The 14,778-nt window shown below is 75.1% G+C and carries 10 protein-coding genes; all 10 read right to left on the bottom strand.

Going from position 1 to position 14,778, the window contains the following annotated elements; all coding sequences use genetic code 11:
* Window positions 1–1,296, bottom strand: coding sequence for an MFS transporter (locus tag OUY22_RS13455; protein WP_270155239.1), 1,296 nt, complete (start codon window positions 1,294–1,296; stop codon window positions 1–3).
* Window positions 1,293–5,513: a non-ribosomal peptide synthetase gene (locus tag OUY22_RS13450; RefSeq protein WP_270155238.1), complete on the bottom strand. Its 4,221-nt coding sequence runs from the start codon at window positions 5,511–5,513 to the stop codon at window positions 1,293–1,295. The genes OUY22_RS13455 and OUY22_RS13450 overlap by 4 nt, the downstream gene beginning before the upstream one ends.
* The gene (locus tag OUY22_RS13445; protein WP_270155237.1) at window positions 5,510–6,160 is read right to left on the bottom strand and encodes a DUF6875 domain-containing protein; all 651 of its coding nucleotides are present in this window, start codon (window positions 6,158–6,160) and stop codon (window positions 5,510–5,512) included. Before OUY22_RS13445 ends, OUY22_RS13450 begins: the two co-directional genes overlap by 4 nt.
* Window positions 6,157–7,464, bottom strand: a complete 1,308-nt coding sequence (locus OUY22_RS13440) for an FAD-dependent oxidoreductase (protein ID WP_270155236.1) — start codon at window positions 7,462–7,464, stop codon at window positions 6,157–6,159. The genes OUY22_RS13445 and OUY22_RS13440 overlap by 4 nt, the downstream gene beginning before the upstream one ends.
* Window positions 7,465–7,471: 7 nt before the next feature.
* Window positions 7,472–7,651, bottom strand: coding sequence for an MbtH family protein (locus OUY22_RS13435; RefSeq protein WP_270155235.1), 180 nt, complete (start codon window positions 7,649–7,651; stop codon window positions 7,472–7,474).
* Window positions 7,648–9,051 (bottom strand): amino acid adenylation domain-containing protein, encoded by a 1,404-nt coding sequence (locus tag OUY22_RS13430; RefSeq protein WP_270155234.1) that lies wholly within the window; start codon window positions 9,049–9,051, stop codon window positions 7,648–7,650. The genes OUY22_RS13435 and OUY22_RS13430 overlap by 4 nt, the downstream gene beginning before the upstream one ends.
* Before the next feature lie 49 nt (window positions 9,052–9,100).
* Entirely contained in the window at window positions 9,101–10,276 is a 1,176-nt protein-coding gene (locus tag OUY22_RS13425) for a glycosyltransferase (RefSeq protein WP_270155233.1), read from the bottom strand.
* Window positions 10,273–10,539 carry a phosphopantetheine-binding protein gene (locus OUY22_RS13420; RefSeq protein WP_270155232.1) on the bottom strand — a complete coding sequence of 89 codons (267 nt, stop codon included), beginning with the start codon at window positions 10,537–10,539 and terminating at the stop codon, window positions 10,273–10,275. The genes OUY22_RS13425 and OUY22_RS13420 overlap by 4 nt, the downstream gene beginning before the upstream one ends.
* Before the next feature lie 275 nt (window positions 10,540–10,814).
* Entirely contained in the window at window positions 10,815–12,929 is a 2,115-nt protein-coding gene (locus OUY22_RS13415; RefSeq protein ID WP_270155231.1) for an ABC transporter ATP-binding protein, read from the bottom strand.
* A complete protein-coding gene (locus OUY22_RS13410; protein WP_270155230.1) occupies window positions 12,926–14,599 on the bottom strand; it encodes an ABC transporter ATP-binding protein in 1,674 nt (557 codons plus the stop codon). The genes OUY22_RS13415 and OUY22_RS13410 overlap by 4 nt, the downstream gene beginning before the upstream one ends.
* Window positions 14,600–14,778: the final 179 nt, after the last annotated feature.

The following is a 14,778-nucleotide window of genomic DNA, read 5'->3' as shown; positions in this document are numbered from 1 at the left end:
TCAGGTGACGGGGACCGGGACGGGGCGGGCGTGGTCCAGCCGGCGCAGGGCGGGCAGCGCGGCCAGCACGGCGGCCAGGCCCAGCAGGAGCAGGCCGTCGAGGAACAGCACCAGGGCGATCCCGCGGCCCTCCCCCACGCCCACGATCAGGCCCGCGCTGTCCGCCAGCGCGCCGCCGGGCAGCAGCGCCGGGTTCAGCAGGTGCTCCGCCAGGGGCGCTGCCAGCAGGTAGCCGATCGGGACGGCGGCCGAGCCGAGCGTGTGCGCGGTGCCCATGGCCCGCCCCAGCAGGGCCGGTTCGACGCGGCTCTGCAGGACGGCGTGCGCGCACCCGTTCACCACGGGCAGGGTGAAGAGGAACCCGGCGGCGGCCAGCCCCACCAGGAGCGGGGAAGGGCTCAGGGTGTGCAGCACGAGGAAGACCCCGCCGAGCGCCATGAAGGCCGTCATGCCGGTGATCTTCCGGCGCGGCCCGCCCCAGGCGCCCATGAGCAGACCGCCGGCGAGCATGCCCGCGCCTCCGGCGAACATCAGCACGCCCAGGACCCCGGGGCCGGCGAAGGACAGGATCAGCGGCTGCACCAGCACCCCGGCGACGGCGAAGGTGAAGTTGAACCCGGTCAGCGCCGCCACCAGCGCCGTCAGCCCGGCCCGGGCGCGCAGGTGGCGCCAGCCGGCGCCGAGGTCCTCCAGCACGGCGGGCCGCTCGGTGACGGCGGCGTTGGGCCGCAGCACCGCCGCGGGCAGCCGGATCAGCAGCAGCGCCATCATCGCGACGCCGAACGTGCCGAGGTCGATGGCCACCACCCCCGCCGTCCCGACCGTGGCCAGGAGCGTGGCCCCGAGGACGGGCGCGGCGATCTGGACGCCGGTGGACAGGTGCATGAGCCCGTTGGCGCGGCCCAGGTGCCGTTCGGGGATCAGCAGCGGGGTCATGGCCTGGTAGGCGGTGAGGTGGAAGACGCCGCAGGCGCCGCTGACTGCTCCCGCCAGCGCGACGTGCCACACGGCCAGCGACCCCGTCCAGATCAGCACGGCCAGGGCGGCCGTCGACAGCGCCGCCAGGCAGTCGGTGACGATCATCACCGTGCGCCGGTCGAACCGGTCGACGACCACCCCGGCGAACGGCCCGATGAGGATGCCGGGGAGCATCCCGCTGAGCACGACCAGCGCGAACTGCGTCGGCGACTCGGTGGTCTGGTACACCCAGACGCCGAGCACGAACGTGGTGAGGCTGGAGCCGACCGACGACAGCAGCGAGGCCGTCCAGATGAGGGCGAACCTGATGACGTTCACGCGTGCACCACCTCGGCCAGGCGGCCGGCGTAACGCCTGATGAGGGCGCCGTCGGCGGGCGGGCAGACGAGCCCGGCGCGGGCCAGGGCCCGCTCGGTGCGGCCGCAGTCGAAGACGGGCCGCCGGGGCTGCGGGGCCGGCACGTCCAGCACGGAGGCGAACGGCGCCATCGGGTTGTCCGCGCCCAGGCCGGCGGCGTGCGCCCGCCAGGTGTCCCACGGTACGAGGTCCGCGCCGAGCGCCTCGGCGATCTCCCGGTAGGAGATCGTCGCGCCGTTGAAGTAGTGGAAGTCGCCGGCCGTGTCCGGATCGGCGATCAGGTGGGCGATGCCCGCCGCGACGTGGTCCACGGGCGCCAGGTCCTCCTCCAGCGGCAGGTCGGGCACCATGTTCAGGCGGACGCACGTGGCCAGCAGGCGGGCGAAGTAGTCGTCGGGGTTGCCCGCGCCGGTCTCGCTGTGCCCGCTGACGCGCGCCGGCCGGTGCACCACGACCGCCATCCCCTCGTCGCGGGCCAGGCGCGTCAGCCGGTCGGCCACCCACTTGCTCTGGTCGTAGCCCGTCTCCAGGCCGGCCGGGTCGTCGGGGGCGGTCGTCTCGGTCACCACCCGGCCCCGGTGGGCCGAGCCGAGGAAGACGCCGAGGGTGGAGACGAAGTGCAGCCGGGCGCCGCCGAGCCCGGCCGCCCGCAGCGCTTCGACGGTGCCGCCGACGTTGACCGGCAGCATGCGGTGCAGGCTCTCGTAGAAGTTGACCTGCCCGCCGTTGTGGCAGATCACGTCCACGGCGCCGGCCAGCTCGGCGAACCGCTCCCGGTCCAGGCCGAACCGGGCCGCGGTCAGGTCGCCGGGCAGCCCGCGCACCCTGCCCGGCGGGGCGTCGAGCCCGTACGCGCGCAGGTTGCCCAGCACCCGCTCCTCCGCCTGGCGTTCGCCGGAGGCGCGAACCAGGCAGATGATCTCGGCGTCGGTGCGGGCCAGCAGTTCGCCGACCAGGTGGGCGCCGAGGAAGCCGGTGGCGCCGGTCAGCAGGATGGCCCGGGTGCGCCGGGCCGGGCGCGCGGGTCTCGGCCGTACGGTGAGGTCGGACGGCAGGACGGCGAGCGAGGCGAGGTCCAGGTGCTCCGGCTCGGCGCCGCCGTGGTCCACGGCGGCGGCGAGCTCGGCCAGGTCGGCCGTCTCCAGGATCGCGCGCAGGGGCACGTCCGCGCCGAGCTCCCGCCTGATCTCGGCCACCACCCGGCCGGCGAGCAGCGAGTGCCCGCCCACCTCGAAGAAGTTGTCCGATCTGCGCACGTCGGGCACGCCGATGACCCGCCGCCACACCGCGGCGAGCGCCGCCTCGGTGGCGGTCGCGGGCGACTCGCCCTCGGGTCCCGGCAGGGGCGGCAGCGCCGCCTGGTCGACCTTGCCGTGGGCGGTGCGCGGGATGGCGGCGACCGGCACGAACGCGGACGGCACCAGGTATCCGGGCAGCCGTTCACGCAGGAAGGCGCGGAGCGCGGCCGGTGTCAGGTCCGTCGCGGCGTAGGCGACGAGGTGGTCGCCGGAGACGACGACGGCGCAGTCGGTGACGGCCGGGTGCGCCCTGACGGCGTGCTCGACCTCGGCCGGCTCGATCCGGTGGCCCCGGATCTTCACCTGGCGGTCGCGCCGGCCCAGGAACTCGACCGAGCCGCCCGGCCGTACCCGGGCCAGGTCGCCCGTCCGGTACAGGCGCGCGCCCGGGGGCCCGTCGGGGTCGGGGACGAAGGCCGCCGCGGTCAGCGCCGGTTCGCCGGCGTACCCGTCGGCGAGGCCGGCCCCGCCCAGGTGCAGCTCGCCCACGCCGCCCGCCGGCACCGCGTGGCCCGAACGGTCCAGGACGCGGGCGCGCACGTGCGGCAGCGGCGTGCCGATCGGCACCCGGCCCAGGTCACCGAGGTCGTCGGTGCCGTCGACGCGGTGGACGGTGGCGCAGACGGTGGCCTCGGTGGGGCCGTAGTGGTTGAACAGGGCGCACCTGCCGCGGGTCACCCGCTGCCAGGCGCGCGCGTCCTCGACCGGCACCTCCTCGCCGCCGACCATCATGATCTCGACCGGCCAGTGCTCGGGGACGCCGGTCGCGGCCAGGTCGGCGACCCAGCGCCGCCACAGCGCCACGGGGGCGTCGACGGCGGTGACGCCGTGCTCGGCGCAGAAGCGGACGAGCTCCGCGCCGTCCAGCCGGGCGGGCTCGGGGTGGATGATCAGGGCGCCGCCGGAGGTGAGCACGGGGAACAGGTCGCCGACGGAGGCGTCGAAGGTGAGCGGCGGCAGCATGAGCACCCGGTGCCGGGGCCCGAAGCCGTGGACGTCGACGAACGAGCGGCTGAACTCCGCGACGGCGCCGTGTGACACCGTCACCCCCTTGGGCGTCCCGGTCGACCCGGAGGTGAAGATCACGTACGCCGGGTCTCCCGGCCGCGGGGCCGCGACGCCCCGGCCCGGCGGGGCCGCGGGGCCGGGGACCGCCAGCCTGGCCCCGTCGAATCCGTCCAGCCCGGCCGGCTCGCCGGGCCGGGCGACCACCGCGACCGCCCCCGCCCGCCGCAGCAGCCCGGCGATGCGCGCGGGCGGGTGGGCCGGGTCCAGCGGCAGGTACGCGGCGCCCGCGAGCAGGACGCCGAGGATCGCGGCGATCCCGTCCGGTCCCGCCGGAAGGGCCACGCCGACCACGGGCCGGGCGTCGCGGGTGAACGGCTCCAGCCGCGCCGCCAGCTCGCGCGCCCGCGAGACCAGGTCGCCGTACGGGAGGCACTCCCCCTCGGTCACGACGGCGGGCCGGTCCGGGCTCTGGCGGGCCCGGCGCACGACCTGGTCGGCGACGCTCTCCCACGTCCCGCTCGCGGCGGGCGGGGCCGCGCCCCCGGTCCCCTCGTGAGGTACGTCAGAGCCGCGGGTCCGCGTGGTCCCGTCGTCGAACGGGACGCCGCTCACCGGCAGGCCGGGGTCGCCGGCGACGGCCTCGATCGCGACGGTCAGGTGGCCGGCCAGGGCCGCCGCGGTCTCCGCGTCGAACAGGTCCGTCGCGTAGTCGAGGTACAGCTCGACCTCGTCGCCCACGGTGACGAACAGGGTGAGGTCGAAGCGGGCCTCGGGGGCGGCCAGGTCCCACTGCTCGATCAGCAGGTCGCCGGCCGTCCGCCGGGGGCTTTCCAGGTGGTCCATGACGAGCATGACCTGGAAGAGCGGGTTGTGGCTGAGGTCGCGGCGGCCTCCGGCCAGCTCCACCACCTCGTCGAACGGGGTGGTGCCGTGCATGATCGCCTCGGCCACGGTGCGCCGGCACCGCCGGAGGAGGTCGGCCATGGTGGGGTCGCCGCCGAGGTCGAGCCGGAGCGCGACGGTGTTGGCGAACATGCCGACGGTCTGCCCGAACTCCCGCCCCGCGCGGCCGTCCATCGGGCTGCCGACCACGACGTCCCGCTGGTCGGCGTACCTGCCGAGGGTGGCCCCGAGCGCCGCCAGCACCATGGAGAACACCGTCGTCCTGGTGTCGCGCGCGCGTTCCAGCAGGGCGTCGCGCAACTGCGGGGACAGGGTCCACCGGTGGCGGGCGCCGCGCCCGCTCGGCGCGGCGGGGCGCGGCCGGTCCGTAGGAAGGCCCAGCAGGGAGGGCGCTCCTGCCAGCCGGGAGCGCCAGTAATCGCGGGAGGCGCCGGCGCGCTGCGGACCGGCCTGGCCCAGCTTGGCGACGTAGGCGGAGAACGGGACGGCGGGCGCCTCGGGCCCGTCCGTCCCGGCCAGGGTGGCGTACAGCTCGGCGAAGAGGATCTGCAGCGAACGCCCGTCGCAGACGGCGTGGTGCAGGCAGAGGACGAGCACGTGGTCGTCCGGGGCCAGCCGGACGAGCAGCGCCCGCAGGAGCGGCGCCCGGCCCAGGTCGAACGGCCGGGCCACGAACGCGTCGCACACCGCGCGCGCCTCGGCCTCGCCGGAGACCTCGGCGACCTCCAGGTCCACGCGAGCCTCGTCGTCCACGATCTGGACCGGGCGGCCGTCCCCGCCGTCGGCCAGCCGGGTGCGCAGCGCCTCGTGCCGGGCGGCCAGGCGGTTCAGGGCCGCGGCGAGACGGCCGGGGTCGAGCGGGCCGCGCAGCCGGTGCCCGTCCCTCACCTGGTAGCCGGACGCGCCGGCCTCGTGCAGGAACCAGAGCCGTTCCTGGGCGGGTGTCAGCGGGAAGCCCGGGGCGGTCATGGCTTGGCCACCAGGTTGCGCAGGTGGCCCGGCACCTGCTCGCCGAACAGGTCCCGGTACGCGGCCAGGTGCGCCTCCTCGAAGATCAGGAACGGCAGGTCGGTCGGCACCATGTGCCGGATCACCAGCATCGGCACCGGGCTGCGCAGCGGGCGGAAGTCGGGGTTCCACAGCCCGGCCTTGTCCGGCGGCCCGTCGTGGAACTCACCGATCATCAGGCCGTGCGCCACGTAGGCGTCCTTGAGCTCGCGCTGGGCGGCGTCGATCACCTCCTGGGCGTCGCGCATGCCGGGCAGCAGGACGAGGATCGTCGCGGAATGGGACCCGGGCCTGCCCCGGGGCGCGAGGTCGAGGAACCAGTCGCGGTAGGGCGCCAGCAGGCCGCTCAGCGACGCGACGGAGTGGCCGCCGCCCGGCCGGACGGCCAGCCGGAAGGCCGAGCGGTCCAGCGACGTCTGCGCGTACGGGCACACCGGGCCCACCCGGCCCAGGTCCGGATGCGGCCGGCACAGGTAGGCGCGCGCCCACGCGACGACGGCCAGCAGGTCGGCCCGGTGCTCGCCGACGAGAGGGTGGGGGGCGGGGTCCTGCTCCAGGTCGACCGGGTCGAACAGGACGAGGGCGTCGTCGTGCGGATGTCTGATCATCGGGGGTTCCTCCGGTGGCGCCGCCCCAGAGCGGCGAGCAGGCCGGCGACGCCCAGGCCGGCGCCGGTCGCGGCCAGTGCCGCGGCCACCCGGTCCTGGCGCCGGGCGCGGCGCAGCGCCTCGCCGTAGGGCACGGTGGTGTGCGAGACGAGCGTGTACAGCGGCACCCAGGTGCCGGGGAACGCCTTGTGCAGCAGCAGGTCCAGCCGCTTCCTGGCCAGGCGTACGGGAGAGCGCATGCCGTCGCGCAGCTCCAGGAAGTTCCGCGCGGACAGCTCGGCCAGCACGTCGGTGTGCGGTTTGCGGGCGTGCTCGTAGGCGGCGAAGGCGGCCTCCCGGTCGTGCGGGTGCCGGGCCAGCATGCCGTCGAGGACGAGGCAGTCCTCGAAGGAGGCGTTCATGCCCTGGCCGTAGAAGGGGTAGACGGCGTGGGCGGCGTCGCCGACGAGGACCGCCTTGTCCCGGTGGTGCCACGGCGCGGTGCGCACGGTCGTGAGGTGGCTCATCGGCGCGGCGTCCGCCTGCTCGTCCAGGTCGGGCACCAGCTCCGCCAGGTGCGGGAAGGCCTCGGACACCGGGTCCGGCGGCTCGTCGCGGGGCAGGAAGAGGGTGCAGGTCAGGCTGTTGTCGATGTTGGGGTGGGCGACGCCGAGTCCGCGCTCGCCCGGCCAGATGTGCAGCGCCTCCAGCGGCACCGCGGGCGTGCCGTCGGACAGGGGGTGGATGGTGATCTCCTTGTACCCCCATTCGAGGTACTCGCGGCTGAAGGCGGCCGGCAGGCCGCGCTGCATCTCGGTCCTGACGATCGAGGACGCGCCGTCGGCGCCGACGACGAAGTCCGCGGCGAGCTCGTCGCCGTCCGCCAGGGTGACGCGGGCCCGGTCCCGGTCGACGGCCACGCACCGGGCGTCGAAGCGCAGCCGCACGCCGGGCTGTTTCTCCGCGTGCTCGACCAGCAGGCGGGCCAGCGCCTCCCGGCTGATGGAGTGCAGGATCTGCGACGGGTCCTTGCCGTAGGGGTGGAACGACGGCCTGCCGCCGGCGGTGTGCACCATGCGCCCGCGCATCGGCACGGACAGCCGGCGCGCCTCCTGCCACAGGCCGACCTCGCGCAGGGCGGCGATGGCCCGCGCCGACATGCCGAGGTTGATGGACCGGCCGCCGTGGTGGCGGGTGGCGCGCGGGTCAGGGCGGCCTTCGACCAGGTCGACCCGGTGTCCGCGCCGGGCGATCAGGCTCGCCAGCAGGGGGCCGGCCAGGCCCGCTCCCACGATGACGGCCTCGGGGCTCGCGGTGGGCTCCATGTCCGCGTCACCTCCCGCCGCGCGCGCTCAGGGGGCGCATGTCGGTCCACACCGTCTCGATGTGCGCCAGGCACTCCTCACGGGTCCCGGTGAAGCCGCCGGCCCGCCAGCCGGGCGGCAGCTCGCGGCCCGCGGGCCAGATGGAGTACTGCTCCTCGTGGTTGACCACCACCAGCACGTCACTCACAGGGTCTCCTCAAGAGCGCGCCGATCGATCTTTCCGTTGGGGGTGAGAGGCAGGGAGTCCAGAGGGACCACCCTGGTCGGGACCATGTACGAGGGAAGGACCTCGGCCAGCCGGCCGCGCAGGTCCGGGCAGTCGCCGACGACGAAGGCCACCAGGGCGTCGCCGGACACCGCCGCCACGGACTGCCGCACCCCGGGCAGGGCGTCCATGGCGGCCTCCACCTCGCCGAGCTCGACCCGGTAGCCGCGCACCTTCACCTGGGTGTCGGCCCGGCGCAGGAACTCCAGCCCGGCGCCGGTGCGCCGCACCACGTCGCCGGTCAGGTACAACCTGCTTCCCGGCTCGCCGTACGGGTCAGGGACGAAGCGTTCGGCGGTCAGGGCGGGGCGGCCGAGGTAGCCGCTGGCCACGCCCACGCCGCCGATGGCGAGCTCGCCCTGGGTCACCTCGTTCAGCCGGTCGTCCACGACGTGCACGCTCGCGCCGGGCAGCGGGTCGCCGATCGAGATCGTCTCCGGTTCCGGCGGCACCTCCCACGAGGTGGCCCAGACGGCCGCCTCGGTCGGGCCGTACATGTTGACGAGCCGTCCGACCCTGGGCCGCAGTTCCCTGGCCAGGGCCGCGGGCAGCGCCTCGCCGCCGATCAGCGCGGTCAGCTTCGGGTCGCGGAACCCGGCGTACAGCAGGACCCGCCAGCCCGACGGGGTGGCCTGCATGTGGGTGACGCCCTCCCGCTCGATCAGCGCGGCGAGCCGTTTGCCGAGGATCGCGGCCTTGGGGTCGAGCAGGACGAGCCGTCCCCCGGTCACGAGCGGCAGGTAGAGCTCGGGCACGGACATGTCGAAGGTGAGCGAGGCGGCCGAGAGCCAGACGTCGTCCTCCGACGAGCCGGCCAGGGCGCGCATCCCGGTGAGCAGGTTGGCCAGCGCCCGGTGCGGCACGACGACCCCTTTGGGGCGGCCGGTCGAGCCCGAGGTGTAGATCACGTACGCCGGGGCGGCGGGGTCGGGCGGGACGGCGGGGAAGGGCGGGGCCGGGGGGTGCTCCTCGTCCAGCCGTATCACCGGGACCGCGGTGGTGACGGGGTCGCCGTCGGTGAGCAGCAGGTGCGCGCCCGAGTCCGTGAGGACGAGTTCGACGCGGGCCGCCGGGTGGCCGGGGTCGAGGGGCAGGTAGGCGGCACCGGTCCGCAGGACGGCGAGCATCGCGGTGACGCAGGCCGCCGACTTGGCCGCGCAGATCCCCACGAGGGCGCCGGGGCCCGCGCCGGCGGCGGCGAGCCGGGTGGCCAGCCGGTCCGCGGCGGCGTCCAGCTCGGCGTAGGTCAGGCGCTCGGCGCCGGCGACGAGCGCGACCCGGTCAGGGGTGCTCGCCGCCTGGCGCCGGAATAACTGCACCACGGTTGGGAGCGCTCCCAATACAGGCATGGTTCAACTCCGAAGGTAGCGGTCAGACGTTCAGCAGTTCTTCGACGGCCTCGGCGGCCGCCCGCAGCCCGGGCATCGCGGCCAGCGCGTACGGGGCCACCCGCTCGCCGTAGCCGTCGTCGCTCAGGGCGGCGCGCAGCAGGGGGACGATCTCCTCCGGCGTCCAGCGCCGCTCGGGCAGCCAGGACCCGAGCTTGAGCCGGGCCAGGCGCATGCCGTTGTCAGAACGGTCGAAACCGTGCGCCAGCAGGACCTGCGGCACCCCCGCCGCCACGGCCCTGACGACGGTGCCGATGCCGCCGTGGTGCAGCACCGCCCGCGCCCGCCCCATGACCTGATGGAAGGGCAGGTGCGGGAACCAGGTGATCCCCGGCGGCAGCGGGTCGGGCACCAGGTCCCGGTGCCTGGCCACGACCAGGGCGGGCACCCCGGCGGCCGCGCAGGCGGCCACGGCGGCCGGGTAGAACCGCTCGTGGATCATGCGGCCGGTGCCACCCGTCACGATCACCGCGCCCTGGTCGAGCAGGCGCTCGGCCTCCGGCGGGACCGCGGCCTGGAAGGTGTCGTCGCCGTACGGGGCCCCGGTCAGGCGCGCCCGCGACGGCGCGGCGATCCCGGCCCGGTCGAACCACTCCGGCCAGAGCCCCAGGTGGAGCTGGGCCGAGGTGAACCAGGAGGCCCAGTCGTCGACCGGCTCCAGCCCGAGCGTCGCGCGCACGGCGTCGAGCCGGTCGCTCATGGTCTCCCGGTACATGTGCACGGCGGGACGCTCGGACATGTACTGCACCGGCGTCACCGCGACCCACGCGGTCGGCACGGCCAGCAGCTCGCCGGCGAAGAGGGTCGAGATCGCCGTGGTGTGGCGGCCCACGAACACCGTCTCCCCCGGCACGTGCCGGGTCTTCAGCACCTGGCACTCGAACCGGATCTGGTCGAACAGCCCGGTGGCGTCGTAGAACTGCCGCCAGCGTTCCATCCCGGCGCCGAGCAGCATCGGCGTGTCGGCCAGGTACCGCTCGTACTCACGCTCCGTGTCGATGGCCGTGAACTCCAGCCCCTCACGGCGGGCCACTCCCTCGAAGGGGGCATGGGTGAGGATCTCCACCCGGTGCCCCCGCCCCCGCAGGATGCGCCCCAGGCCCACGAACGGCAGCACGTCGCCGTGCGTGCCGTGGGTGACCATGACGACGGTGGTCAAGAGCCCTCCCCGGCCGCGGCGCCGGTCCGGGAGCCCTCCTCTATCGCGCGCGCGGCCTGGGCGACCGTCAGCCCCTCGACGAAGAGCACCTCCACCGGCAGCTCGACCCGGAACTCGTCCTCCACCGTGGCCAGGAACTGGACCATCGCCAGCGACTGGCCGCCCAGCTCGAAGAAGTCCTGGTCGGGGGACGTGACCTCCACGCCGAGGATCTCGGACCACAACCGCATGACCTCGTTTTCGAGCGCGCCGAGCACAGCCATGACACTTACTCCTCATAGTGCGGGAAGGACACCCGTCGTCCGGGCGAGAGAGGGAACCGTGCCTCGATAGGCACCATCGCCTGCGAAGGGTTCAGCATCGAGCTGTTCACGCTCTCCGTTTGACAAGATCACGGGAGCGCTCCCACATGGAACGCTAGGCGTGAACTGACAAGCTAGTCAACCTTTTCATCGCCATCTTCGCTTCTGTTAGGACGACGGTTGGGAGCGCTCCCAGCAGCGGCGGCGCCCGCGAGCGGCCCTTCTGCGAGCCAGGCTCACCTCTCAGGCAGGGTACGGGTGAGGTCGATCCCCGTCACCGCCTGACGCGGTGAGGACGCCGGGGTGCGCGCCTCCCAGGCCCGCCAGAGCTCCGCGTACCGGCCGCCGGCGGCGACCAGCTCCGCGTGCCCGCCCTCCTCCACGATCCGGCCGTGCTCCAGGACGATCACCCGGTCGGCGGAGGCGGCCTGGGTCAGGCGGTGGGCGACGACCAGGGTCGTGCGCCCCCGGGTGGCCGCGATGGCGGACTCCTCCAGGGTGCGGGCGCCCAGGCTGCCCGCCTCCGCGGTCGCCTCGTCCAGGATGGCGATCGGAGGGTCCACCAGCATCAGGCGGGCGAGCGCGAGCTGCTGGACCTGTGCCGTGGTGAGCTCGTGACCGCCCTCCCCGACCACCGTGTCCAGACCGCCGGGCAGGGCGGTCACCCACTCCAGGGCGCCGACGGCAGCCAGCGCGGCGGCGGCCTCCTCCGGCGAGGCGTCCGGCCGCGCCAGCCGCAGGTCCTCGATGAGCGGCCCGGCGAAGACGTGGACCTCCTGCGTGATGATCGCGACGTGCTCGCGCAGCCGGTCAGGGGCGAGCTCGACGCCTCCGACGCGTACGGCGCCGCTGCCGGGCGTGAGGATGCCCGCGGCGATCGCCGCGATGGTGGACTTGCCCGCGCCGGTCGATCCGACCAGCGCGACCCGCGACCCGGCGGCCAGGCTGATGGACACGCCGTGCAGCACCTCGGGCGAGCCGTCGTAGCTGAAGTGGACGTCGCTCAGCTCCAGCGAGGCGTCGCGGGGCTCGGCCGGGCGGGCGCTGGACGTGCTCCGCGCGGGCGTCGGCCGCCTGAGCGGGCGGGCGGCGGTCTCCACCCGGTCCGCGCCGGGATCGAGGTCGATGACGCCGACGAGCCTGGCCAGGCTCGCCCCCGCCGCCTGGATCTCGTCGAAGGTGAACAGCAGCATGCCGATCGGGTTGAACAGCCGGTGGAACAGGACCGCCGCCGCCGCGCTCTCGCCCACCGTCACGGACCCCTGACGGACCAGGAAGAAACCGGTCACCAGGATCGCGGCCAGGCCGAAGAACTCCGCCCGGTTCACCCTCCCGACGAACCGGGTGAACAGCGTGAAGACCGACACGCTGATGTCGTGCACCTCGCGCGAGGCGCCGCCGATGCGGTGCAGCCGCCGCCCCTCCAGCCGGTACGCCTGCACGGTGCGCACCCCCTGCATGCTCTCCACCAGCAGCTGCGAGTTGTCCGCGACCGCCCGGCGCTCCGCGGCGTACTTCGGCGCGGCCCTCGGCAGGTACCAGCGCAGCCCCAGGACGTAGAGCGGGATCGCGACCGCGCCGGCCAGCCCGAGCCGCCAGTCGAGCCCGGCCATCGCGCCGACGCTGACCACGCCCAGCAGGAACGAGGAGATCATCGCGGGCACGACGGTGGAGGCCGCCTTGCCGATCGCCGCCGTGTCGGTGCTCACCCGCGACAGCAGGTCTCCCTTGCCGAACCGCTCCAAAGCCGTCACCGGCAGCGACAGCGCCCGCGCCACCGTACGTTCCCGCAGGTCGGCGAGCATCTGCTCGCACACGCGGCTGACCAGGTACGTGGCCGGACCGGTGGCCAGCCCGCCGATGAGCGCCCCGGCCAGGATCACCAGCGCGACGGTGACGATCGCCGACCCCGGGGCCCCCTCGTCGACCAGGTCGACGAGCGTGCCGAGCACGTACACGGGCACCACCGACGCGGCGGCGCCCACGGCGCCCACCAGCACGGCGAGCGCGGCCGCCGCCCATCGCGCGCGCAGCTCCCCGCGCAGCCACGCCCACGTCCTGCGCGCGCCGGCGACCGGCAGCCTGTCACCCCCGTCCCCCGCACCGGGCCCGGCCACCTCCTCGGGACGGACCTCGCCGTCCGGCCGGCGCGCCTTCCCGGAAGGGGCCGTCCCGCCGGAACGAACGGCCGCCTCCGGACCGGCCCCCTCGTCAGGACGGGTGGTCGCCCCCGGACCGGCCACCTCGGCAGGACGGGTGGTCGCCCCCGGACCGGCCGCCCCGTCCGGGGTGGTCGCCCCGTCCGGGGTGGTCGTCGCGTCGGGGCCGGGCGACTTGTCGGAGGTCGTCATCGCAGCACCGCCCGGTTGTAGTCGTCGTCGGTGACGGCCAGTCCGGCGTGGGTCCCCTCGGCGGCGACCCGGCCGTCGTCGAGGACCACGACCCGGTCCGTCATGGCGAGCAGCGCCGGGCTGCTCGTCACCACCACGGTGGTGAACTCCCCGGCGCGGCGGAGGTCGCGCAGCCCTCGGGCGATCTCGTGCTCGGTCACCGCGTCGACGGCGGTGGTCGGGTCGTGCATCACGAGGATCGGCGGGCGCGCCGTCAGCGCGCGGGCCAGGGCCAGGCGCTGCCGCTGCCCGCCGGACAGGCCGGCGCCGCGTTCGGAGACCACGTGCGCGAGGCCGTCGGGATGGGCGGAGACGACCTCACCGGCCGCCGAGGCCGTCAGCGCGGCCTCGTCCAGCGGCCCTCCGGCGGTGACGTTCTCCTCGATGGTCCCGGTGAACAGGTCCGTGAGGTGGGGTTCCACCAGCATCGCGGCGCGGGCTCCTGCCGGATCGAGCCGCGCCAGCGGGGTGCCGCCGACGAGGACCTCGCCCTCGTACTCCTCCGGCGCCACCTGCCCGGCCAGCACCTTGACGAGAGCCTCCCCGTCGGCGGCGCGATGCGTCACCACGCCGACGAACTCGCCGGGGCGCACGTGCAGGTCGACCCCGTCCAGCGGGCCGTACCGGAACCCCCGCAGCTCCAGGCCGGGGGGACCGGCGAGCTCCTCCGTGCCTTCGGGCAGCAGCGGCGGGGCGCCCAGCACCCCGGCGACGCGGTCGGCGGAGGCCCTGGCGTCGGCGACCCAGCTCGGCACCACGGCGAGCAGGCTGATGGGCTCCATCAGGAACTGGGCGAGCCCGATGACGGTGATGAGCTCGCCGACCGTGATCCGCCCGTTGAGCGCGAACCACCCGGCCAGGATCGCGACCCCGCACGCCAGCAGCGCGCCGCCGGAGGTGGAGGCGGCCAGGTACCAGCCCTGGGTGCGGGCCGCGCGCACGGCCGCCCGCAGCGAGCGCCCGCTGACCTCGTCGTAGCGGCGGGACGCCGCCCGCTCCGCGCCGATGCCGCGCAGCGGGCGCGCCCCGCTGACCAGGTTGGCGGCCAGCGAGGTGGCCTCGCCGGCGAGTTCCTGCTGCTCGGCCACCCGCTTGGTGATCAGCGGGGTGGCCGCCTGCAGCACCAGGAGCACCACGGGCGTCCCGAGCAGTACGGCGAGCCCGAGCTGGAGGTCGATCACGAGCAGCGCGACGGCGCTCACCGTGGTCGCGGTGAGCGCGCCCGCGACGCGCGGTACGTGGTCCAGCAGGTAGGAGGTGTTGCCGGTGTCGTTGATGGCGACGGTGAGCAGGTCGCCGGCCCGCCGGTCGGTCCTGATGCCGCGCGGATGCATGATCTTGGACGCGACCTCGACGCGCAGGGTGTGCGCCTCGTCCGCGATGGCGATCATGAGCTGGCGGGCGCCGAAGCGGTAGCACATGGTCAGCGCCGTGAACAGCGCGGCCAGGGCCGCCACCCAGATCGCCAGGGCGCCGCCGTCGCCGGGGGCGATGGCCTGGTCGACGATCACCCCGATGAGGATCGGCACCAGCGACTCGCAGACCTGGTGCAGGCTGACCAGGGCGGTGCCGGCGCTCAGCCGCCGGCGGTTGCGGGTCAGCGCCCGCCACAGGACCCGCCGGCCGGTCATGGGCCGGGTCACCGCCCGGTGGCCAGGCTCTCGCGCGGGCCCTTCCGCCCCTGGGTCTGCCGCACGCCGTTCTCAAGGGGGCAGGGATTGTCGGACAACGTCTCTCCTGAGTGGTGACCAGCGGGGGTGCGGATCGTCGGTGACGCGGGCCCGGGGGAACGGCCCGGCCCAGGATCTCA

It is taken from the genome of Nonomuraea corallina, from assembly GCF_027620315.1.
GTDB classification, from domain to species: Bacteria; Actinomycetota; Actinomycetes; order Streptosporangiales; family Streptosporangiaceae; genus Nonomuraea; species Nonomuraea corallina.
The sequence above is the reverse complement of the archived record's forward strand: the minus strand, read 5'-3'. Positions and strand labels throughout refer to the sequence as shown.

Excerpts from the sequence above, each read along its gene's own strand:
- OUY22_RS13450 (WP_270155238.1), bottom strand. The coding sequence starts at position 5,513 with ATGACCGCCCCGGGCTTCCCGCTGACACCCGCCCAGGAACGGCTCTGG.
- OUY22_RS13445 (WP_270155237.1), bottom strand. The coding sequence starts at position 6,160 with ATGATCAGACATCCGCACGACGACGCCCTCGTCCTGTTCGACCCGGTC.
- OUY22_RS13440 (WP_270155236.1), bottom strand. The coding sequence starts at position 7,464 with ATGGAGCCCACCGCGAGCCCCGAGGCCGTCATCGTGGGAGCGGGCCTG.
- OUY22_RS13420 (WP_270155232.1), bottom strand. The coding sequence starts at position 10,539 with ATGGCTGTGCTCGGCGCGCTCGAAAACGAGGTCATGCGGTTGTGGTCC.
- OUY22_RS13415 (WP_270155231.1), bottom strand. The coding sequence starts at position 12,929 with ATGACGACCTCCGACAAGTCGCCCGGCCCCGACGCGACGACCACCCCG.
- OUY22_RS13410 (WP_270155230.1), bottom strand. The coding sequence starts at position 14,599 with ATGACCGGCCGGCGGGTCCTGTGGCGGGCGCTGACCCGCAACCGCCGG.